Below are 21,302 nucleotides of genomic sequence, written 5' to 3' on the forward strand. Positions count from 1 at the left end.
TCAGCCCCGGGCCCGGGTGATGAGCACCACCGCGCCCAGGATGGCGCCCATGGCGAGCAGGCCCACGGGGCTCATGGCCTCGCCCGCCAGCGCGACGCCCAGGAGCACCGCCACCACCGGGTTGACGTAGGCGTAGCTCATCGCCACGGACGGCCGCGCGTTGCGCAGCAGGTAGCCATAGGCGCTGAACGCCACGAGCGAGCCGAACGTCACCAGGTAGCCGAACGCCACCAGGGCGCGCGTCGTGGGCAGGTGCGCCAGGTGCTCGCCCTTCACGGCGCTCGCCGCGAGGAAGAGCCCGCTCGCCACGAGCATCTGCGTGGCGCTGGACATGAAGCCCGGGGCCTGGGGCACCCGGCGCGACCACACCGAGCCGAACGCCCAGCTCACCGGGCCGAGCAGCAGGGCGAACGCCGCCCAGGGGTTGCCCCCGAAGCTCCCGCCCACGTTGAGCAGCCCCAGGCCACAGAAGCCCAGCACCAGCCCCCAGCGCTCCGAGCGCCCCGGCCACTGGCCGAAGAGCCCCCCGAAGAGCGCCGCCCACAGCGGCATGCTGCCCACCGCCAGCGCCACGAGCCCCGAGGACACCCACTGCTGCGCCACCACCACCGAGCCGTTGCCCAGCACCAAGAGGAGCAGCCCCAGCACCCCCCCGCCCAGCCACTGCCGGGCGCTCGGGTGGGGCGCGCCGCGCAGGCGCAGCACGACGTACAGCACCGCCCCCGCCAGCCCGTAGCGCGCCCCCGCCATGCGCAACGGGGGAAAACCCCCCTCCAGCGCGAAGCGGATGGCCAGGTAGGTGGAGCCCCAAATGATGTACAGCGCGAAGAGGGAGAAGAGCAGGGGGGCGCGGCCGCGCTCGGGCGCGGAGAGGCCCACGGACGGCGCCGCGGCGGGCGTCGAGGACGAAATCGAAGGAGACAAGGCGGCGGGCTTTTAGCGTCCCCGTCTCCGCCCCGCGATGTGCGTCGTGGGCGTACCCGGCGCGCCAGGGTCAGGGGGCGTGCGAGCGAGGGGTGAGCGTCTCGGATGCGTCGCGCGCCCCGTCCCTCGGGGTGGAGGGGATTGAACCCTCCGCGCCGACTTTTTAGAATTTCAGCTCCCATGGATTCTCGGCGCCCCCGCCGGTGCCAAGTCCATCGGCGGAGCGTGAGGCCGGATGTCCGAGGAGCTGGGAGAGCGAGAGAAGGAAGTGCTCCGCGCGGTCGTGCAGGAGTACATCTCCACGGGCGGCCCGGTGGGCAGCCACCACCTGGCGCGCAAGCCCGAGTTCGATGTCTCCTCCGCCACGCTGCGCAACGTGCTGGCGGACCTGGAGGAGCTGGGCTTCCTGGAGAAGCCGCACACGTCCGCGGGCCGGGTGCCCACGGATCGCGGCTACCGCTTCTACGTGGACACGCTGGTGCGGCTCAAGGACCCGGGGCCGAGGGACCGGGAGCTCATCCACGCGGGGCTCACGCACGAGGCGGGCCTGGACGAGCTGCTCGGCGAGGCGTCGCGCCTGCTCCACGCGCTCAGCCGCCACGCGGGCGTGGTCGTCCCGCCGCGGCCCGACGCCGCCGTGTTCCACCGGATCGAGTTCGTGCGGCTGCGCGAGGACCGGGTGCTCGCCATCCTCGTGGGGCAGAGCGGCCAGGTGCAGAACAAGCTCCTGTCCGTGGACTTCCCCATCACCTCGGACGAGCTGCTCAAGGCGAGCAACTACCTGTCCGAGCTGTTGCACGAGGTGACGCTCGAGGAAGCGCGCGAGCGCATCCGCAACGAGCTGGACCAGGAGCAGGCGCTCTACAACGCGCTCACGTCCAAGGCGCTCAAGCTGGGCGCGGCGGCCACGGATCTGCAGACGGGCGAGCGCGTGCTCATCGAGGGCACGGGCTCGTTCTTCGAGCAGCCCGAGTTCGCCGACGTGGAGCGCATGCGCGCGCTCTTCAAGACGCTGGGCGAGAAGAACAAGCTCCTGTCCCTGCTGGACCGGGTGCAGCGCGCGCGCGAGATGCAGATCTTCATCGGCACCGAGAGCGACTTCTCCTCGGCCGGGGACGTGACGGTCATCGCCAGCCCCTACGGCAGCCGCGAGCAGGTGCTGGGCACGGTGGGCGTCATCGGGCCCACGCGCATGAACTACCAGCGCATCATCCCGCTGGTGAGCTTCACCGCGCAGGCCCTCTCCCTGGCGCTCGACAAGGTCTAGCCCGGCTCAGGCGCTCTCGGCCTGGGGCTCCTCGGGCGTCTCGGGCTCGGCCTGGCGCAGGGGCGCGTAGACGCGCAGGGCGCCGGGCAGCAGCTCGAAGCGCACGGGCGTCTGGCCGATCATCTCCCCGTCCGCGTTGACGTCCTGGGGCGGGGTGGCGTCCACGCGGATGCGCGTGCCGCTCACCGCCTTGACGGCCGGGTGGCTCAGGTGCTCGCCCGAGCGCAGCGTGAGCGCCACGCGCGCGAGCGTGGACAGGTCCTGCATGTGGCCCAGGCCCGTGCCCTCGCGGCCGGACTCGTGCGAGGGGGCGACGATGGTGTAGGCGTCCAAGAGCTGGTCATCCAGCGTGGCGTCCGGCGTCACCATGTTGCCCGCGCCGTGGTAGCGGCCATTGCCCACCACGAGCTGCAGCACGTCCACCTCCAGCGTCTCGTGCTCGGTCTCCAGGCGCACGCGGAAGGGCTGGTGCTCCCACAGCTCGGCGAAGGCGGCCACGGGGTAGGCGAGCTTGCCCACGCGGCGCTTGAGCTCGGGGGTGAGGCGGCGGGCGATGGCGGAGGCCAGGCCCAGGCTCACCGCGTTGAGGAAGGGCCGGCCGTTGGCGAGCCCCACGTCCACGTGCACGGTGCGGCCCTCGGCGATGGCGTCGCAGGCGGCCTCCAGCGTGGGCGCGATGCCGAGCGAGCGCGCGAAGTCGTTGCCCGTGCCCAGGGGCAGCACGCCCAGGGACACGTCCCGGCCGAGCAGGTGCTTGATGGCGTGGTTGAGCGTGCCGTCCCCGCCGCCGAGGATGAAGCGCCGCACGCCACCCTCGAGCGCCTGGAGGATGAGCCGGTCCATGTGCTCAGGGTCGGTGACGGCGTGGCTCTCCAGCACGGGGATGCCGCGGTTGGCGAGCGCCTCGCGCGTGGCGGGCAGCGCCTCGGCGCCCATGCGCGAGTTGGGGTTGATGAGCACCAGGGCCGGGCCCTCGTCGAGGGCGATGCGCTCCGGGGTGGCCCGGAGCGCGATGTCGGAGATGGGTTCGGGATTCATGGCCGCCGCCCTCAGCGCGACTCGTCGTCCTTGGAGGTGAGCGACTCGGCCGTCCAGGGCCAGGTGTCGGGCGCGGACTCGTACTGGGCCAGGAGCTGGGAGGGGTCCTGGTAGATGGCGCGGCAGCCGGCCGTGCGCAGGTCGTCCTCGGGGAAGCCGCCGCAGCGCACGCCCACGCTCATGATGCCGAGCTTGCCGGCCGCCAGGGCGTCATAGGGCGTGTCCCCCACGACGACCACGGTGTGCGGCTGCGGGCGGCCGAGCCGCTCCAGGGCCGCGCTGAAGATGTCCGGGTGGGGCTTGCTCTTGGCGGCGTCGTCCTTGGTGGTCTCGCCGTCGGTCATGCCCTCGATGCGGCACAGGCGCAGGTAGCGCTCCAGCTCCTCGTCCTTGCAGGAGGAGGCCACGGCGACCCGCATGCCGTCCGCGCGCAGGCGCTGGAACAGCTCGCGCACCTCCGGGAAGGGGCGCAGCTTGGGCATGAACTCCCGCTGGAAGAGCGCGGAGCGGTAGTCCTCCAGCTCCTGGCCGAACTTCTCCAGCTCGTCCTCGGTGAAGAAGACGGGCAGCAGTTGATCCGCGCCCTTGCCAATCTGGCTGCGCACATGGGCGAAGGGCACATCCCGGCCGAACTCCAGGAACGCGCGCCGCCAGGCCTCGGCGTGCTCGTCCACGGAGTCCACCAACGTGCCGTCCACATCGAAGATGACGTTCTGAACCAGCGCCATACCGTCGCACTCCTTCCTTCCCAAGGTGTGGACGGTCCGGGCGGGCTTCAACCCGGAAGGGCTCGCTAGGGCGTCTGCTCCCCCGCGAATGTCTTCTGTCCAACGGTGTAGCCCGCGGGCGGCGTGAGGGTGAAGGTCTCCGCGGGCAGCGCGGGGTTGAGCTCCGTGCGGGTGAGCACCGTCTGGGCCACGCGCTGGCCCCCGGCCCACTGCGTCAGCGTGCGGGGGACACACAGCGACAGGGCGGCCTCGCAGTGCTCGGCTTCCACGCGCACCTCGGAGGTGTCCGCGCCGCTGCGCATGCGCTTGGCGAGGAAGTCCATGGCGGGCCAGCGCAGCACGTACGTCACCTCCACGTCGCTGCCCGGGGGGCGCACCGTGAGCTCCACCGCCTCGGGGGCGAGCGCGTGGGTGGCGCGGCGGGCGCTCACGCCCTCCCCGGGCAGCAGCGGGGCGCGGAAGCCCTCGGGCGCGAAGGGGTTGAAGAGCGCCGTGAGCGCGCCCACGCGCCGCTCCGGGGTGAGGTCGTCCTGGTAGGTGTAGAAGGCGCGCGCCGCGTCATCGCGCTCGACCAGGCGCGTGCCGTCCCAGGCCCAGGTGCGCTGGAGCGGGGCGCCGAGCGTGCCCAGCATCTTCTGGGGGGCGCGCCAGGCGAACTGGAAGCGCATCGTCTGCTCTCCCTCCTGGGCGCTGCCCTCCAGCACGTAGCTGGTGAGCCGGGTGTCCCGCGCCGCCAGGCGCTGCCGGGCGCCCGCGAGCAGGGCGGCGGGATCCTCGCCCTTGGGACAGCCGGTGAGCAGCACGAGCGACAGCGGGAGCAGGGCACGAGGGCGCATGGGACTCGGGGGGAGCGAGGGGGCTGGAAACGACGAAGGCCCCGCTGTCGCCAGGGGGCCCTCGGGACTCCACGGGAAGTGGAGGGGACGACTACTTCACCGCCACGCCGGTGGCCTGGGAGATGGGGAAGCCGATGATGGTGCCGCCCAGCGCGAAGATGCCGTGGCGGGGGGTGGTGCCGGCGGTGAGGATCTGCACCTTGTTGCCGCCCATGGCCTTGGCCTCGGTCACCAGCAGGCGGTTGACCACGGTGTCCAGGTCGCTCTGGACCAGGTCGATCACGTGGAAGATGGCGGTCAGGCCGAGCGCCGTGCCCTGGATCACCGCGATGGGGTCGCCACCGGAGGCGGAGACCTCGTTGTTGGAGACGATCGCCGTCTCCACGCTGGTGCACGCCACGAGACCGCTCGCCAGAATCGCCGAAACAATCGCCTTCTTCATAGTGTGTTGCCTCCCAGAAGCGTTTGACGCCGACCGTCAGGCGGAGAACCAACCTCTCGTCCCCTCGTCTGGCCCGCGCGTTGCGCGGCGGTCGTAGCAAAGGCATCCCTCAAGTCAAGCAATGATGGCGCCGGGTGCGGGGCAGTCATCAGTGCGGCCCCCTTGCGCCGCGCATCCATTGAAATGCGCCCCGGGCGTTGCTACCCCGTGGCCTGCCCATGGAGAGCGCCCCCGTTCGTTCCGCCCCCCGCCTCTGGCTGCACCTGCTGCTCTTCGTGCTGACCGTGGGGACGACGTCCTTCACCTTCGATCAGGCGTTTCCCAGTGGGCCCCTGCCGGAGCCGGAGCGACTGCGGCACGCGCTGGCCTTCAGCGCGGCGCTGCTGGCCATCCTCGGCGCGCACGAGATGGGGCACTACGTGCTCGCGCGCCTGCACGGGGTGGACGTGTCCCTGCCGTACTTCATCCCGCTGCCCTACCTGGGCATTGGCACCCTGGGCGCCGTCATCCGCATCCGCGATCGCATCCCCACGCGCAACGCCCTGGTGGACATCGGGGCGGCGGGCCCGCTCGCGGGACTCGTGGTGGCGCTGCCCCTGCTCGTCTGGGGCCTGGGCCACTCCACCTGGGTGGCCGCGCCCCCGGACACCGGGCTGTCGTTTCCCGGGGACACCTCGCTCTGGAACCTCGGGCGGCACGCGGGCGGGTGGGCCCTGGAGTCGCTCGGCCTCGTGGACCCGCCCCGGGAGGAGCCCCGGCTCTTCGGCTACCAGGCCCTCATCTTCAGCGACAGCCTGCTCATGCGCGGCCTCAAGGCGCTGGTGCTGGGCCCCCTGCCCGCGGGTCGCGACATCCAGGAGCACCCGGTGGTCATCGCCGGCTGGTTCGGCCTGCTGGTGACCCTGCTCAACCTCATGCCGGTCGGCCAGTTCGATGGTGGACACCTCGCGTACGCCCTGTGGGGGCGGCACGCGCGTCGCGTCGGTCAGGCCATGGCCCTGGTGCTGCTTTTCCTCACCCTCTTCTACACCTTCACCTGGGTCGTCTGGCTGCTGGTGGCCAGCAAGCTGGTGGGCTTCGGCCATCCGGAGGTCACCCGGCCATCCGAGCCATTGGGACTCGGGCGAAAGCTGGTATGCGGGCTATGCTTCCTCGCCTTGGCGGGGTGTGCCATGCCCGTGCCCATCCGAATGGTGATCTGGTGAAGTACTTCTGTGAGGCGTGTGAGCGGCTCGTCCCCCCGGCATCCGTCCGGATGGAGGATGGCCTGCTCGTGGTCAAGTGCTCGCGCTGCAAGGTGGAGATGCGGGGCGAGCCCGAGACGGACGAGCGCCGGGCGCCTCCCCCCGCCGCGGTGGCGGCCGCCAAGGCGACCGAGCCGGACTCCTCCGTCATCTCCCTCGCCCTGGACGACGCCGAGCTCGACCCCATCCAGAGCGAGCCCACCCGGCGCATGGTGGTGCCCGCGGAGCTGCTCGCCGCCATCCAGGCCGAGGCCGAGGAGAGCCGCAAGAAGAGCAAGGAGGTCAAGAAGGGGCCCAAGGAGAAGAAGGCGCCCATGCCGGTGCTCACGCCCGCCCTGGAGTCCAAGCCCCAGCGCGCCCCGGAGCCCGTGCGGACGCCCGAGCCGATGCCGGCCGTGGTGGAGCCGGCCCCCAAGGCCCCCGAGCGCACGTACACGCCCGCGCCCGTGCGCGCGGCCGAGCCGGTGAAGCCGCGCGAGCGCGAGCGCGAGCGGGAGAAGTCTCCCCGCGCGGCCGCCGAGCCCGCGGCGGCCCCGAGCCTGACGGTGCTCAAGCTCTCGGAGGCGAAGTCGCGCGTTCCCTGGCCCGAGGGCGCCCCGGCCGCCGAGCCCACGCCGGCGCCCGTCGCGGCGGCGCCCGAGCCCACGCCGGCGCCCGAGCCCGAGCGCGCGCCGGGCCCCAACCTGCGCGTGGTGCGCGACAGCGGCTCGGCGCCCACGGTGGCCCCGGCCGCCGCGGCGGGGCCGGAAGATCCCTTCATGCCGCCCTCGGGCTTCTGTCCCAAGTGCATCGGCACGCGCAAGGAAGGCAGCGCGGTGTGCCCGCACTGCGGCCTGGACTTCTCGCGCTTCAAGCCGGACGAGCTGCGGCCCTCGCCGCTCGTGGCCTCCACGTGGCTGGGCGTGGTGGAGCTGTGGGAGACGAGGAGCGCGCACGACAAGGTGCTGGCGCTGGCGTCCGAGCGCGGGGAGTTGCCGGCGCTCGGGCGGCTCTACCGCATCCGCCTGGCGCGCCACCCGGAGGATCCCATCGCCCAGCGCGGGCGCGAGGAGGTGGTGCGGCTGGCCTCGGCGGGCTCGCTGCTCATCCCCTCGGCGCCGCCGGACAAGCGCATGAAGATGCGCATGGCGGGTCTGGGCGTGGCCTTCCTCGTCCTGCTCGTCATCGCCGTGAGCATTGGCATGAAGGTGCGCCAGATGCTGGCGGGCTCGCCCTAGGCCGGTGCCTCCCATGCGGGACGCCCAGGCCATCAACCTGTCCTGGCTCATGCGGCTGCGCTGGGGCGCGCTCCTGGGCCAGGTGGCCGTCATCCTCGGCGTGCACCTGGGGCTGGGGCTCTCCCTGCGGCTCGGGCCGCTGTTCGCCACCGTGGCGGTGGGGGCCGTGAGCAACGCGCTGCTCGTGCCGTGGATGCGGCGGCGGCGCGGGCGGCCCGTCCCCGAGGCGCTCACCTGGGCGGTGATGGCGCTGGACGTGGGGCTGCTCACGGTGCTCCTGGAGCTGAGCGGCGGGGCCTCCAACCCCTTCAGTGCGCTGTACCTGGTGCACATCGCGCTCGCGGCGGTGGTGTTGCGCGCGGGGGGGTCCTGGGCGCTCACGGTGCTGGCCATCGGGTGCTTCGGCGAGCTGTTCGTGGGCGCGCCGGCGCACCACCACATCCACGACATGCGCATGCACCTGGAGGGCATGTGGGCGGCGTTCGCGCTGGCCGCGGCCTTCATCGTCTACTTCGTGCAGCGGGTGACGCGGGCGCTGGCGGCGCGCGAGGCGGAGCTGGTGGAGGCGCGCGCGGCGGCGGCGCGGCACGACAAGCTCACCGCCCTGGCCACGCTGGCCGCGGGCGCCGCGCACGAGCTGTCCACGCCCCTGTCCACCATCGCCGTGGTGGCGCGCGAGCTGGAGCGCCAGCTGGCGCGCGCGGGGCAGGATCCCTCGTCCCTGGAGGACGCGCGGCTCATCCGCGAGCAGGTGGCGCGCTGCCGGGACATCCTCGCGCGCATGGCCTCCGACGCGGGCGCCAGCCAGGGCGAGTCCCTGGTGTGGCTGGCCCCCGCGGACCTGGTGGCGCGCGCGCTGGAGGGGCTGCCCGGCGGCGAGCGGGTGCGCCCGGAGGTGGACGCGCGCGCGCGGCAGGAGCGGGAGCTGGTGTCGGCGCACGCCTTCACCCAGGTCATCCGGGGCGTGGTGAAGAACGCCCTGCAGGCCTCGCCCGCGGAGGCGCCCGTGCGGCTCGGGCTCGTGCGCGAGCCCCAGGCCTGGCGGCTCACGGTGGAGGACGCGGGCCCGGGCATGGCGCCCGAGGTGCTCGCGCGCGCGGGCGAGCCCTTCTTCACGACCAAGGCGCCCGGCGAGGGCATGGGCCTGGGGCTGTTCCTCACCCGCGCGCTGCTCGACCAGCTCGGGGGCCAGCTCGTGCTCGACTCCGGGCCGGGCCGGGGCACGCGCGTGGTGCTGACGTGGCCGGCCGGAGGGCCGCGACAATCCGCCACGTTGTCTCCGGAGGGCTCCCGGGTGCAAGTGGCGTCATGACGAGCCCGTTATCCGGCTCCGCGCCCACGCTCCTGCTCGTGGACGACGAGAGCGTGTTCCGCGAGCGCCTGGCCCGGGCCTTCCGCGAGCGGGGCTACGAGGTGACCACCGCCGGCTCCTACGAGGAGGGCCTCGCCCTGGCCTCGCGCGAGTCGCCGGAGATGGCGGTGGTGGACCTGCGCATGCCCGGGCGCGGCGGCCTGGAGCTGGTGCGGGACCTGCACGCGCTCGACGGCTCCACGCGCATCATCGTCCTCACCGGCTACGGCAGCATCTCCACGGCGGTGGAGGCGGTGAAGCTGGGCGCCTTCAACTACCTGCCCAAGCCCGCGGACGTGGATGATCTGCTGCTCGCCTTCTCGCGGGGGGCGGGCGAGTCCTCCCAGGTGACCGAGGACTTCCAGCCTCCCTCGCTCGCACGCGCGGAGTGGGAGCACATCCAGCGCGTGCTCACCGACTGTGGGGGCAACATCTCCGAGGCCGCCCGGCGCCTGGGCCTGCACCGCCGGTCCTTGCAGCGCAAACTCCAGAAGTACCCACCGGCCCAGTAGCGTCCGGCGCTCCACGGACGTCGGGAGAACAGGTTGTGCCCGGCGGGGGGGGTTGATACGTCCGCTGCCAGGAGTGGCGCGCACCATGATGCAAGAGCGGGAACGGCAGGCCGTCGAGCGCATGTTTCCGGGCGGCGGCGAGATGGGCGCCCGGATGCGTGCCCACGACTGGTCCGCCACGCCCCTGGGCCCGGTGAGCACCTGGCCCCGGGAATTGCGCACCGTGGTGGGCATGGTGCTCGCCAATCACTTCCCCATGAACCTGTTGTGGGGCCCGGACCTCCTCCAGCTCTACAACGACGCCTACGTCCCGCTCATGGGGGACAAGCACCCGCATCACCTGGCCCAGCCGTGCCGCGTGACGTGGGCGGAGATCTGGCCCCAGGTGGGCCCCCGCTTCGATCGCGTGCTCACCACGGGCATCTCCGCCACGCACCAGCAGACGCAACTGTTCCTGCACCGCCACGGCTTCCTCGAGGAGAGCTACTTCACCGACTCCTACGCGCCCCTGTGGGGCGAGAGCGGCCAGGTGGAGGGCGTGCTCGTCACCGTGGTGGAGAACACGGAGACCCTGCTCGCCGAGCGGCGGCTGCGCGCCCTCAAGGACCTGGCGGCGGAGACCGTGGGCGTGCGCACCTGGAGCGAGGCCCGTGGCCGCGTGGGCGAGGTGCTCGGGCGCAACCCCTTGGACGTGCCCTTCGCGCTGCTGTACCTCGTGGAGGACGCGGGCCGGAGCGCCGAGCTGTCCCTGGCGGTGGGGATGAGCCCCGGCGAGCGGGCGAGCCCCGCGCGGGTCGCCCTGGAGGCGCCCCCCCCCGGAGAGCCCTGGCCCCTGGCCGATGTCCTCCTGGGCGGCGAGGTGCGTCTGGAAAACCTGGAGGCCCGGCTGGGTCCCTTGCCCGGAGGCCCCTGGCCGGAGACCCCGCGCGAGGCGCTGGTGCTGCCGCTGCGGGATGGCGAGCGGTCGTGTTGCTCGGGGGTGCTCGTGCTGGGCGCCTCGCCCCGGCTGCGCCTGGACGCGGCCTACCAGGACTACTTGCGGCTGATGGCCCGGCAGGTGTCCACCGTGCTCGCGCGGTGCGTGGCGGAGGAGGCCCGGAGCGCGGCCCACCAGCGCGCCACCGACATCCTCGAGTCCCTGGGCGATGCCTTCCTCGCGGTGGACCGTGACTGGCGGCTCACGCACGTGAACTCCAACCTGGAGCGGCTCACGAAGCTCGACCGCGAGCGGATGCTGGGCCAGCGGCTGTGGGACCTCTGGCCGGGCCTGGAGCAGCCTCCGCTCAACTTCTGGTCGGAGTACCAGCGGAGCATGCGCGAGCGCGTGCCCGTGCGCTTCCTCGATGCCTTCGCCGGCCACGACATCTGGACGGAGACGCGGGGCTTTCCCACGCCGGACGGCGGGCTGTCCGTGTTCATCCGCGACGTGAGCGAGCAGAAGCGCGCCGAGGCCGAGCGCGACCGCATCTTCAACCGCTCGAGGGATCTGCTGTGCGAGGTGGACTTCACCGGGCTCTTCCGGCGCGTCAACCCCGCGTGGAGCCAGGTGCTCGGCTGGAGCGAGGCGGAGCTCTTGCGCATGGGCTACCAGGACATCCTGCACCCCGAGAGCCTGGACACGTGCGCGGAGCACATGCGCACGCTGGGCCGGGGCGAGGCGGTGATGAACGTGGACGTGCGCCTGCGGCACGTAGATGGCTCCTACCGCTGGCTGTCCTGGAACGTCACGCCCGAGCCGAACAAGGAATTGGTGTCCGCGGTGGGCCGGGACGTGACCGAGGCCCGGCGCGCGGCCGAGGCGCAGCGCCAGCGCTCGGACTTCGAGAAGCAGCTCATCGGCATCGTCAGCCACGACCTGCGCAACCCCCTGGGCGCCATCTCCCTGGGGGCCCAGGCGCTGCTGCGGCGCGAGGTGCTGGACGCGGCGGCCACGCGGGCCGTGGTGCGCATCCTCTCCGTCTCCGAGCGCGCCACGCGCCTGGTGCGCGACCTGCTCGACTTCACCCAGGCCCGGCTCGGGGGCGGGCTGCCCATCCAGGTCCGGACACTGGACTTCCACGTCCTCACCCGTCAGGCGCTCGACGAGGTGCAGATGGGCTTTCCCGAGCGGGACTTCCGCCTGGAGCAGCGGGGGGACGGGCGCGGCGAGTGGGATGGCGATCGCATCTCCCAGCTGCTCACCAACCTGGTGACCAACGCGGCGAAGTACAGCCCCGCGCCCTCCTCCGTCTCGGTGAGCACGCGGGGCGAGGGGGACGGCATGGTGCTCGAGGTGCACAACCAGGGCATGCCCATCGCCCCGGAGCTCCGGACGCGGCTCTTCCAACCCCTGCAGCGCGGCCAGGGCCAGAACGCGTCGGCCGCGCGCAGCGTGGGGCTCGGGCTCTACATCGTGAAGCACATCGTGGACGCCCACGGCGGCGCCATCGAGGTGCGCTCCACGGACGAGGAGGGGACGACCTTCACCGTCCGTCTGCCCCGGCACCCGCCCGGCAAGTCGCCCTGAGCCTTAGCTGAGGGTGGTGACGAGGCCGCCCTCGGCCCGGAGCACCGCCCCGTTCGTCGCGGCGGCCAGGGGGCTGGCCAGGTAGGCCACCAGGCTCGCGATCTCCTGGGGCTCGATCATCCGCTGCAGGAGCGAGGACGCGCGGTGCTTGGCGAAGAACTCGGCCACGATCTTCTCGGCCGGGGCCTGGGGCTCGCTGGACACGCTGCGCAGGAAGTCCACGATGCCCTCGGAGTGCGTGGGGCCCGGCAGCACCGAGTTGACCGTCACCTTCGTGCCCTTGGTCAGATTGGCCAGGCCTCGCGAGATGGACAGCTGCGCCGTCTTGGTCGTCGCGTAGTGGATCATGTCCGAGGGGATGGTGAGCGCCGACTCGCTGGAGATGAAAATGACGCGGCCCCAGTCGCGCTGGAGCATGCCCGGGAAGTAGGCGCGCGCCAGCCGCACCCCGCTCATCACGTTGACCTTGAAGAAGGACAGCCAGTCCTCATCCGAGATCTCGGCGAAGGGCTTGCTCTCGTAGATGCCCAGGTTGTTCACCAGGATGTCGACCGCGCCCACTTCCTTCTGGATGAGGGCCGCGCCCTCGGCGCTCGCCGCGTCCGCGAGCACGCCCCGGATGCGCTGGCCTCCGGAGGCGCGGATGTCCGCCACCGCCTGGTCGAGCTTGGCCCGCGCGCGGCCGGTGATGAGCACCTCGGCGCCCTCCACCGCGAGCGTGCGCGCGATCTCCAGGCCGATGCCCGCCGTGGCGCTGGTGACGAGCGCGGTCTTCTGGGTCAGTTGCAGGTCCATGTGCGTTCTCCGTTCGGGAGGGAAAGGGGCGGCGTCCGCCGTGCCGTGACGTGACGTGACTGGAATAGCCCTTGCCCGTCGGGCGGAACATCCCCAGGATGGTTGCAATCCTTGTGAATGGGATTCACGAATGACACGCATCCTCATGGAGCGTTCGGGTGAGCTGGAGGTCTTCCTGCGGGTGGTCCAGGAGGGAGGCTTCTCCGCGGCGGCCCGGAGCGTGGGCCTCACTCCCTCGGCGGTCAGCAAGCTCATCACCCGGCTGGAGAAGCGGCTCGGGGCCCGCCTCTTCATGCGCACGACCCGCGCCCTGAGCCTCACCGAGGAAGGGGAGGCCTACCACCGGGCGGGCCAGCGCATCCTGCGGGAACTGGACGACGCCGATCAGGCCGCCGCCGCCGGCGCGGTCCGGGGCCGCCTGCACGTCAACGCGTCCATTCCGTTCGGCTCCCAGTACGTCGTGCCCGCCCTGCCGGGCTTCCTCGCGCGCTACCCCGACGTCCTCGTCGACCTGAGCTTGACCGATGACGTGGTGGACCTGCTCGCGCAGAAGACCGACGTGGCCATCCGCACCGGAGACCTGCCCGACAGCGCGCTGCTCGCGCACAAGCTCGGGCAGAGCCGGCGCGTCCTCTGTGCCTCGCCCGCCTACCTCCAGGCCCGGGGCACCCCGAGGACGCCGGACGAGTTGGGGAAACACGACTGCCTGACGTTCAACTTCCGGCGCGCGCGCAGCGGCTGGCCCTTCCGGGAGGGGGGCGGCATCGCGCCGCGGGTCGTCTCGGGCGGCGTGCAGGTGAACAACGGCGAGACGATGAAGCACCTGCTGTTGCAGGGCGTGGGCATCGGCCGCCTGGCGATGTGGCACGTGGCCGCGGAGCTCAAGGCGGGTCGGCTCGTCGCCGTGCTGGAGAAGTACAACCCGGGGGACGTGGAGCAGATCCACGCCGTGCATGTGGGCGGCGGTCAGGTGCCCCACCGCGTGCGCGCCTTCATCCGCCACATGGTGGACGCGATGAAGGCCTCGCCGCTGCCCTAGCCTGTCAGGAAGCTGGAAAAGCGAGCGTGACGGGGCGTGAAGTCCTGGGCGTGTGCCTTGTCCTGGCTACACGCCACCGCGCCGTGATTATGCCATGGGCATAAATTTGACCTTTCCCTGAAGAAAATGGTGTTCTTTGTTGCATGATGAACACACGCTGGACAGATGGGCTTCTCGACCAGATGAGGACAGAGGGGGACCCTCACGCCGACGCAGTCTACGCCCAGATCCTCGAGAATACCGAGGGGCAGGAGCTCAACCAGCTCTTCAGGACGCTGGCCAACAATCAGGAAGTCCCCCCGGCCACGACCTTCGCGCCCTTCAATCAGTACTTCGACGAGACCCATGACGTGCCGCAGGACCCTTCCGTGCTGGCGCGCCTCCAGCGGGGCCAGGACGCGTTCATGCGCCGCGGCCAGGTGGGCGTCATCATCCTGCTGACGAAGGGCCTGCCCACCGGCTACTGCATGCCGTGCCTCACCCAGGTACTGATGATGTCGGAGGCGCTCAAGAAGCGCCCCTTCCACCGGCTGCTCGGCGTGGCCCAACTCCTGCTCAATGTCTGCTCACCGGGGAGCTTCAAGCCCAAAGGCGCCGCCGTCATCACCGCGCAGAAGGTGCGTCTGCTGCACGCGGGCCTGCGTCGTATCGCGGACCAGGTCATACCGGACTACCGCCCTCGCTACGGCGTCGCCGTGAATCAGGAGGATCTCCTGGCGACGCTGATGGGCTTCTCCCTGCTGGTCATTCAGGGCTTCCGCCAACTCGGCGCTGGGCTCAGTTCTCAGGAGGAGGAGGACTACCTCTACCTCTGGAACCAGTACGGCCTCGTCATGGGCATCAAGCCGGAGTACCTGCCCACGGACGTCGAGGACGCCGAGGCCTTCTTCGAGGCCTATGAGCGGCGCCATGCCGCCCCGCCGGAGCAGAATCCGGACGGTGTCGAACTCGCTCGAGCGCACCTGGACATGTTCACGCGGCTGATGGGCGCCTGGGGCCACCTGCTGGGCAACGACATCGTCCCGCTCATGTACCTCAACCACCTCATGGGACCCGAGCGCTGCGAGCGCCTGACCTACCCCATGGTTGAGGGACACGAAGTGCTCAAGCTCCTCCTGCACCGGCTCCCGCCGAATCCCCTTCGGCACCTCATCGTGCTCGGCCAGCTCGACCGCATCGTGCACGAGCAACTCGCCGAGGACATCGTCCAGAAGCTCATCAGCGACAACTACAGCGGCCGCCCAAGCTTCTGGATGCCCATGGACCTGGACAATCTGCGCTCGCTGGTCAACGCCGCGGCCGTCCTGGCCAAGGCGTAGGGCGGACACGGACCGCGTTCCAACAGAGATACCTGCCATGCTCGAGCACATCCTCAATCTCAAGGACTACACCCCCACCGAGTTGTTCTTCTTCGTCGGAGGCTGCTCCCTCTGGGTGGTCGTCTACATCATCTACATCCGAAACCTCGCGCGCCTGAAGTTCGCCGAGGCACCCCTCTTCGGTACCTGCGCGAACTTCGGTTGGGAATTCACCTGGGGAATGCTCTGCAAGACCGACATGGGCTTGCTCTTGCAGTGGTGTTACCGGATCTGGTTCTTGCTCGACCTCTACATCTTCTCCAGGGTGGTCCGCTTCGGAAAGGACCAGGTCCAGACGGCGGCGGTGCGCAGGTATTACGTCCCCGTCATGCTGGCCACTGCGGTCGCCTGGGCCGTGGGGGTCTACTGCATGGTGAAGTCAGGGCTCGACACCCCCATCGGTGCGACCTCGGCGTACCTCAACAATCTCGCGCTCTCCGTTACGTACCTGTTGGTCATGCTCCGGCGCGAGAGCGTCGCGGGGTACTCCCTCACCGTGGCGTTTTGCAAGATGATCGGGACGGGGATGAACACCGTCTTCATGAACATCCACGCCGCCTACGCGCACAACTACTTCCTCCATTTCATCTCGATCCTCACCACCAGCATCGACTGCCTGTACATCTACGCCCTGTGGAGACGGATGCGCGTCCCCAGTGTGGCGCTCGGTGCGGAGACAGCGACGTAGGCCATGGCTCAAAGGGCACTCTCCAACTGGGACACGCTGACATCGGCCGGGTTTGTCGCGTTGGAGTACCTGTCCGGAGATGAATCGAGCGCGCTGCTGCGCGCCCGCCGGCAGGGTTCTGACACGCCCGCGCTGCTCCAAGTGCTGTGCGCCGAGTCGCCCTCGGAGGAAGAGCGCGAGCGCCTCCAATACGACTTCGAGCTTTCGTGCATCCTCGCGGGTCAGCACGTCCTCCAGCCACTCGAGCGCCTGGCGGGTGGACGGGCCATCCTCTACGGGTCCGTTGAAGGAGTGCCGCTCCACGCCTTCGCGAGGACGGCCAGCGCGGACCTCGCCGCGCTCCTCCGTGTCGCGCTCTCCTTGGTGGACGCACTCGCCGCCATCCATGCGCGGGGATTCATCCATTGTCGCCTGGAGCCGCGCCACGTGCTCGTCGCGCCCGCGACCTCGGCGGTGAAGCTCGTGGGCTTTGGCGCCGCTTTGCGCCTGTCGCAAGAGACTCCCTCGCCGGACGCGACCGGGTTGAGGGGTACGCTCACCTACATCGCGCCGGAGCAGACCGGCAGGATGAACCGGAGCGTCGACCATCGCAGCGACTTCTACTCGCTGGGAGTGCTCCTCTACGAGCTCTTCGTCGGCGAGCCGCCATTCGTCGCGCGGGATCCGTTGGAACTCGTGCATGCGCACTTTGCGCGCCGTCCGCGGCCCCCGCACGAGGTGGCGCAGAGCGTGCCGCTCGCCCTGTCCAGCGTCGTGCTCAAGCTGCTCGCCAAGGACGCCGAGGAGCGCTACCAGAGTCACCTCGGCCTGCGCGCGGACCTCTCCTCCTGCCTCGCGGCGCTCACGGGGGGCGAGCCCCTCCGTGACTTCACCCCAGGCCTCCAGGATGTCGTGGCGCGCTTCCACATCCCACAGCGGCTCTATGGCCGGGAGCGCGAAGTGGAGGTGTTGCTCGCCGCGTGCGAGCGCGTGGGGTCGGGGACCACCGAGGTCGTCTCTGTCGCGGGGTATGCGGGAATCGGCAAGTCGGCGCTGGTGCGCGAACTGCGTCGGCCTGTCGCGGCGCGGGGCGGCTATTTCGTTAGTGGCAAGTTCGATCAGCTCCGTCGTGGCACCCCGTACTCGGCGCTCCTCGAGGCGCTCCGAGACCTCACCCGACAGGTGCTCACGGAGCACGAGGATGCGCTCGCTGCATGGCGCGCATGCCTGCACGACGCGATCGGCGACAGTGGACGCTTGCTGACGGACATCGCGCCGGAGGTGGAAGCACTCCTCGGGCTGCAGCCTCCCGTCCAGAACCAGCCCCCCGTGGAGGCGCAAAACCGTTTCAACCGCGTGCTCGGAGCATTCATTGGCGCGTTCTGCCGTCCCGGGCGCCCGCTCGCGCTCTTCTTGGACGATCTGCAATGGGCCGATGCGGCGTCGCTCGACTTCCTCGAGCAGTTCATCGCGCAGCGCCACACCCATAACCTGCTCCTTGTCGCGGCTTTCCGCGACAATGAGGTCGACGCCGCTCACCCACTGGCGGGCGTGTTCGAGACGTTCCGCGACGCGGGCGTCCCGCTTCTGCGGGTGGAACTCGCGCCGCTTGATATGGCGCCGGTGACGCGGCTCGTCGCCGACACGGTCCACGCGGTCCCCGAGCAGTGCGCCGAGCTGGCCGAGTTGGCACAGGCGAAGACGGGCGGCAATCCCTTCTTCGTCATCGAGTTCCTGAAGACGCTGCATCAGGAGGGTGCGCTCACCTTCGACGCCGTCGCGGGCCGCTTCCGGTGGGACCTTGCCGCCATCGGTGCCATGCAGGTGACCGACAATGTGGTCGACCTGGTGTGCCGCAGAATGGCCCGCCTCTCAGAGGCGACACGTGAGGTGCTCAAGCAAGCCGCGTGCATCGACAACACGTTCGACCTGGAGACGCTCGGCATCGCCTGTTCCCGGCTTCCGGCCGAACTGCTCCCGGCGCTCCGGGAGGCGGTGGAGGCGGGTCTCCTGCAGTCCGTGGGTAATTCCTTCCCCTCCGTTTCTGAGGGCGCCAACCTGGGGGCCGCGCGGTACCAGTTCCTGCATGACCGTGTCCAGCAGGCGGCCTACTCGCTCATCCCCGAGGAAGCTCGCGCGGCCACTCACCTGCGCATCGGGCGGCGACTGCGTGGTGGACAGGCCGATGACGCGTTCGGCGAGCGACTTTTCGACGTCGTGGACCACCTCGACCGAGGCCGGGCGCTCATCATCGACTCAGAAGAGCGCCTTGGCCTCGTGCGCCTCAACCTGCACGCGGGACTCAAGGCCAAGGCCTCGGTCGCCTTCGCGCCGGCATACCGCTATCTGGACGTCGGTCTCGAACTGCTCGGTGCGCGGCGCTGGGAACATCCCGAGCTCGCGGCGGTGCTCCTCCAAGAGCGGGGCGAGTGCGGCGCCCTGACCGCCCAGTTCGCCCAGGCTGAATGCGACTTCGATGAACTCCTCGCACATGTGCGCCTGCCCCTGGAGCGCGCACGTGTCTACGATGCCAAACTCCGGATGCATGTGCGTCACGGCCAGATGGAGCAGGCGGTCAGCGCGGGGCTCGCGGCGCTCAAGTTCCTCGGCGTGCACCTCGTTCCGAAGCCCACGATGGCGGCTGTCTCCGCGGAGATGCTGAAGGTCCGGTGGCTGATGCGCAAGACGCGCATCCAGGAGTTGCCCGAACTCGGTACCATCACTCGGCCCGAGTCGGCGCTCACGCTGCGCGTGATGCTCACAATGAGCACCCCTGCCTACTACTCCAGCCAGAACCTGCTCGCGCTCGTGATCTTGAAGGGCATGGGGATCACTCTTCGGCACGGCAACTCGGTGGACAGCTGCGGCCTCTACGGGCCCTTCGGCCTTCTTCTTGTCGAGGGATTTGGCGCCTACGAGGATGGCTATGAGCTTGGACAGGCGAGCATTCGTCTCGCCGAGTCGATGGGCAGTACCCTGGCTTTGGGGCGCGCGCAGTTCTCGGCTGCGGCTACGCTGCACCACTGGCGCGCGCCGCTTCGTGAGAACGTCACGCTCCTGAACGCCGCCTGTCGCAACTGCCTGGACGTGGGCGATCAGTCCTACGCGACCTGGTGCTACCAGTTTCTCACCAGCATCCGCTTCTCGCTCGGAGACTCACTCGAAGAACTCCGCAAAGTCATCGGTGATTGGATGAACACCGTGCGCCGGTGGGGGTGGAACGAGTATGCCCTCACCCTGGCCGCGTACATCGGCTTCTTGCGGTGCTTGATGGGCGAGTCTCCAATGTCAACGCGCTTCGAGGGAGACGGCTTCGACGAAGATGCCTACCGCATCAACCGCGAAGCGCCCCATAACAGCGTTTTGCGCGCCTTCTACCCGCTCTTGAAGTTGCAGGCGTGCTACCTGGCTGATGACCGCGAAGGCGCGCTTGCCTCCGCTCATGACGCCGTCGAGACCCAGGGTGGCGTTCTCGGCCAGTACGTCGTTGCGGATTATCACTTCTACGCGGCCCTCACGCGCGCCGGGCTCCTCGTCGACGCGCGTGGCACCGAGCGTGTCGAGCTGCGCATCGCCATTGAAAAGCACCTCTTCAAGCTGCGTGGCTGGGTGAAGGGCTGCCCCGAGAACTTCCTCCACAAGCAGGAACTCGTCGAAGCGGAGCTGGCGCGCGCGCTCGGCAAGCCGGATCGGGCCGCCACGATGTACGAGCGCGCCCAGCGCTCCGCGCGCGCGGCGGGCTTCCCTCACATTGAGGCGCTCGCCCACGAACTCGCGGGTCGCTTTCACCTCGCCGCTGGACGTGAGCGCATCGCCGCCGACCACCTGCACAGCGCGCGTGACGGCTACGCGCGCTGGGGCGCACGGGCGAAAGTGCGGGCACTCGAAATCGCTCACCCTGCCGTCTTTCCGGCGGAGTCCTCGGGTGCGACGGTGCGGCGCGATCCGAGCGCCCAGGCGCACCTCGCCTCCACGGAGGCGCTTGACCTCGCCGCGGTCACCCGGGCCGCGCAGGCCATCTCCGGTGAGATCCAGCTTGGCAACCTCCTCCAGAACCTCATGCGGCTGGTCGTGGAGAGCGCGGGCGCCGAGCGGGCCTTTCTCCTCCTGCCCAAGGCCCACGCGCTGGTCATCGAGGCCGCGATCGACGGCGACACGGTGACCATCCAGCCCCAGACGCCGCTCGACACGCAGGAGGAACTCTCGACCGCCATCCTGCACTACGTGGCCCGCGCGCGCGCGCCGGTGGTCCTCGCGGACGCCGCCGCCGAGGGTTCTTTCACCGAGGACCCCTACGTGCGGCGCCGACGGCCCCGGTCCCTCTTGTGTGCGCCGCTGCTCAAGCAGGGCACGCTTGTGGGCGTGCTCTATCTGGAGAACAACGCGGTGCCGGGCGCCTTCACCCCCGCGCGCCTTGAAGTGCTCCAAATGCTCTCGTCCCAAGCGGCCATCTCCATCGAGAACGCGCTCCTGTACCAGGACCTCGCTGAGCACAGCCAGACCCTGGAGACGAAGGTCACCGCCCGCACCGCCGAGCTCTCGGCCAAGAACGCCGAGCTTGGCGCCACGCTCGCGCGCTTGCGAGAGACCCAGGCGCAGCTTGTCGCGCAGGAGAAGCTCGCGTCGCTGGGCGCGCTCATGGCCGGCATCGCCCACGAGCTGAAGAACCCGCTGAACTTCATCAACAACTTCGCCGAACTCTCGACGGAGCTCGCGGACGAGCTCGCCCAGGAACTCGAGCCGGTGCGCGCGCAGCTCGGCGACGAGGCGCGGAGCGCCCTCGCAAATCTGTGCAAGAACGCCACTGCCATCCGCGTCCATGGTCAGCGCGCCGACGGCATCATCACCACCATGCTGCAGCACTCCTGGGGCGCGGGGGGTGACCGCGCCCATGCCGACCTGAACGCGTTGGTGGCGGAGACGGTGAAGCTCACGACCCTCGACCTGCGCGACCGGAGGCCGGGCCTCGACCTGACGCTCACCGAGGACTATGACCCGGCGGTGGGGATGCAGATGTTCGTCGTCAGCGAGCTCACACGGGTGTTCATCAACCTCGTCGACAACGCGCTCTACGCGATGGCCGCGCGGCACCACACCGGGGAGCCGGGCTACCGTCCGGAACTCACCGTGCGCACGCAGCGGGTGGACGGGCGCGTCCTGGTGCGCATCCGCGACAATGGCACCGGCATCCCCGCGGACATCGTGGAGCGGATCTTCAATCCCTTCTTCACGACCAAATCGCCGGGCGAGGGCACGGGGCTCGGCCTCTCCATCAGCTACGACATCGTGAAGCGCCACCAGGGCGAGCTGCGCGTCGCCTCGGTGCCCGGTCAGTTCACCGAGTTCCTCATCACGCTGCCGACGCCCGCCGCTTGAGG

At 70.3% G+C, this 21,302-nt stretch carries 16 protein-coding genes; 10 read left to right on the forward strand and 6 right to left on the reverse strand.

Going from position 1 to position 21,302, the window contains the following annotated elements:
- On the reverse strand, positions 1-924 hold the full coding sequence (yedA, locus tag I3V78_RS06565; RefSeq protein WP_239576329.1) for a drug/metabolite exporter YedA: 924 nt from the start codon (positions 922-924) through the stop codon (positions 1-3).
- A 235-nt stretch (positions 925-1,159) separates the two neighbouring features.
- On the opposite strand from yedA, the gene hrcA reads away from it, so the two are divergent.
- Positions 1,160-2,191 carry a heat-inducible transcriptional repressor HrcA gene (gene hrcA, locus I3V78_RS06570; RefSeq protein WP_204485454.1) on the forward strand — a complete coding sequence of 344 codons (1,032 nt, stop codon included), beginning with the start codon at positions 1,160-1,162 and terminating at the stop codon, positions 2,189-2,191.
- A gap of 6 nt (positions 2,192-2,197) precedes the next feature.
- On the opposite strand, the gene I3V78_RS06575 is transcribed toward hrcA, so the two are convergent.
- The 4 genes from I3V78_RS06575 to I3V78_RS06590 all read right to left on the reverse strand — a co-directional run bounded on the left by I3V78_RS06575 (position 2,198) and on the right by I3V78_RS06590 (position 5,235).
- Positions 2,198-3,229, reverse strand: a complete 1,032-nt coding sequence (locus I3V78_RS06575; RefSeq protein ID WP_204485455.1) for a lipid kinase — start codon at positions 3,227-3,229, stop codon at positions 2,198-2,200.
- Between the two features lie 11 nt (positions 3,230-3,240).
- A complete protein-coding gene (locus I3V78_RS06580) occupies positions 3,241-3,951 on the reverse strand; it encodes an HAD family hydrolase (protein WP_204496526.1) in 711 nt (236 codons plus the stop codon).
- A gap of 71 nt (positions 3,952-4,022) precedes the next feature.
- Complete coding sequence (locus I3V78_RS06585) at positions 4,023-4,793, reverse strand: hypothetical protein (RefSeq protein WP_204485456.1); 771 nt, start codon at positions 4,791-4,793, stop codon at positions 4,023-4,025.
- Between the two features lie 91 nt (positions 4,794-4,884).
- Positions 4,885-5,235: a hypothetical protein gene (locus tag I3V78_RS06590; protein ID WP_204485457.1), complete on the reverse strand. Its 351-nt coding sequence runs from the start codon at positions 5,233-5,235 to the stop codon at positions 4,885-4,887.
- Positions 5,236-5,453: 218 nt separating this feature from the next.
- Between I3V78_RS06590 and I3V78_RS06595 the strand changes: the two genes are divergently transcribed.
- From I3V78_RS06595 to I3V78_RS06615, 5 genes are all read left to right on the forward strand, one after another.
- Positions 5,454-6,440 carry a site-2 protease family protein gene (locus I3V78_RS06595; RefSeq protein WP_204485458.1) on the forward strand — a complete coding sequence of 329 codons (987 nt, stop codon included), beginning with the start codon at positions 5,454-5,456 and terminating at the stop codon, positions 6,438-6,440.
- Positions 6,437-7,696 carry a hypothetical protein gene (locus tag I3V78_RS06600; protein ID WP_204485459.1) on the forward strand — a complete coding sequence of 420 codons (1,260 nt, stop codon included), beginning with the start codon at positions 6,437-6,439 and terminating at the stop codon, positions 7,694-7,696. Before I3V78_RS06595 ends, I3V78_RS06600 begins: the two co-directional genes overlap by 4 nt.
- A gap of 13 nt (positions 7,697-7,709) precedes the next feature.
- Positions 7,710-9,008 (forward strand): ATP-binding protein, encoded by a 1,299-nt coding sequence (locus tag I3V78_RS06605; RefSeq protein ID WP_204485460.1) that lies wholly within the window; start codon positions 7,710-7,712, stop codon positions 9,006-9,008.
- Positions 9,005-9,559, forward strand: a complete 555-nt coding sequence (locus I3V78_RS06610; RefSeq protein ID WP_204485461.1) for a response regulator transcription factor — start codon at positions 9,005-9,007, stop codon at positions 9,557-9,559. The genes I3V78_RS06605 and I3V78_RS06610 overlap by 4 nt, the downstream gene beginning before the upstream one ends.
- Positions 9,560-9,644: 85 nt before the next feature.
- Positions 9,645-12,065, forward strand: coding sequence for a sensor histidine kinase (locus I3V78_RS06615; protein WP_204485462.1), 2,421 nt, complete (start codon positions 9,645-9,647; stop codon positions 12,063-12,065).
- A 3-nt stretch (positions 12,066-12,068) separates the two neighbouring features.
- Here the strand turns inward: I3V78_RS06615 and I3V78_RS06620 are convergent, their stop codons facing one another.
- Positions 12,069-12,860, reverse strand: coding sequence for an SDR family NAD(P)-dependent oxidoreductase (locus tag I3V78_RS06620; protein WP_204485463.1), 792 nt, complete (start codon positions 12,858-12,860; stop codon positions 12,069-12,071).
- A 130-nt stretch (positions 12,861-12,990) separates the two neighbouring features.
- Here I3V78_RS06620 and I3V78_RS06625 point away from each other — a divergent pair, with 130 nt between their 5' ends.
- The 4 genes from I3V78_RS06625 to I3V78_RS06640 all read left to right on the forward strand — a co-directional run bounded on the left by I3V78_RS06625 (position 12,991) and on the right by I3V78_RS06640 (position 21,300).
- Complete coding sequence (locus tag I3V78_RS06625) at positions 12,991-13,899, forward strand: LysR family transcriptional regulator (RefSeq protein ID WP_204485464.1); 909 nt, start codon at positions 12,991-12,993, stop codon at positions 13,897-13,899.
- A gap of 182 nt (positions 13,900-14,081) precedes the next feature.
- The gene (locus I3V78_RS06630) at positions 14,082-15,218 is read left to right on the forward strand and encodes an oxygenase MpaB family protein (protein WP_204485465.1); all 1,137 of its coding nucleotides are present in this window, start codon (positions 14,082-14,084) and stop codon (positions 15,216-15,218) included.
- 37 nt (positions 15,219-15,255) lie between these two features.
- Complete coding sequence (locus I3V78_RS06635) at positions 15,256-15,945, forward strand: transmembrane-type terpene cyclase (protein WP_204485466.1); 690 nt, start codon at positions 15,256-15,258, stop codon at positions 15,943-15,945.
- A 3-nt stretch (positions 15,946-15,948) separates the two neighbouring features.
- A complete protein-coding gene (locus tag I3V78_RS06640) occupies positions 15,949-21,300 on the forward strand; it encodes a trifunctional serine/threonine-protein kinase/ATP-binding protein/sensor histidine kinase (protein ID WP_204485467.1) in 5,352 nt (1,783 codons plus the stop codon).
- Positions 21,301-21,302: the final 2 nt, after the last annotated feature.

The sequence above is a fragment of the Archangium primigenium genome (assembly GCF_016904885.1).
GTDB classification, from domain to species: Bacteria; Myxococcota; Myxococcia; order Myxococcales; family Myxococcaceae; genus Cystobacter; species Cystobacter primigenius.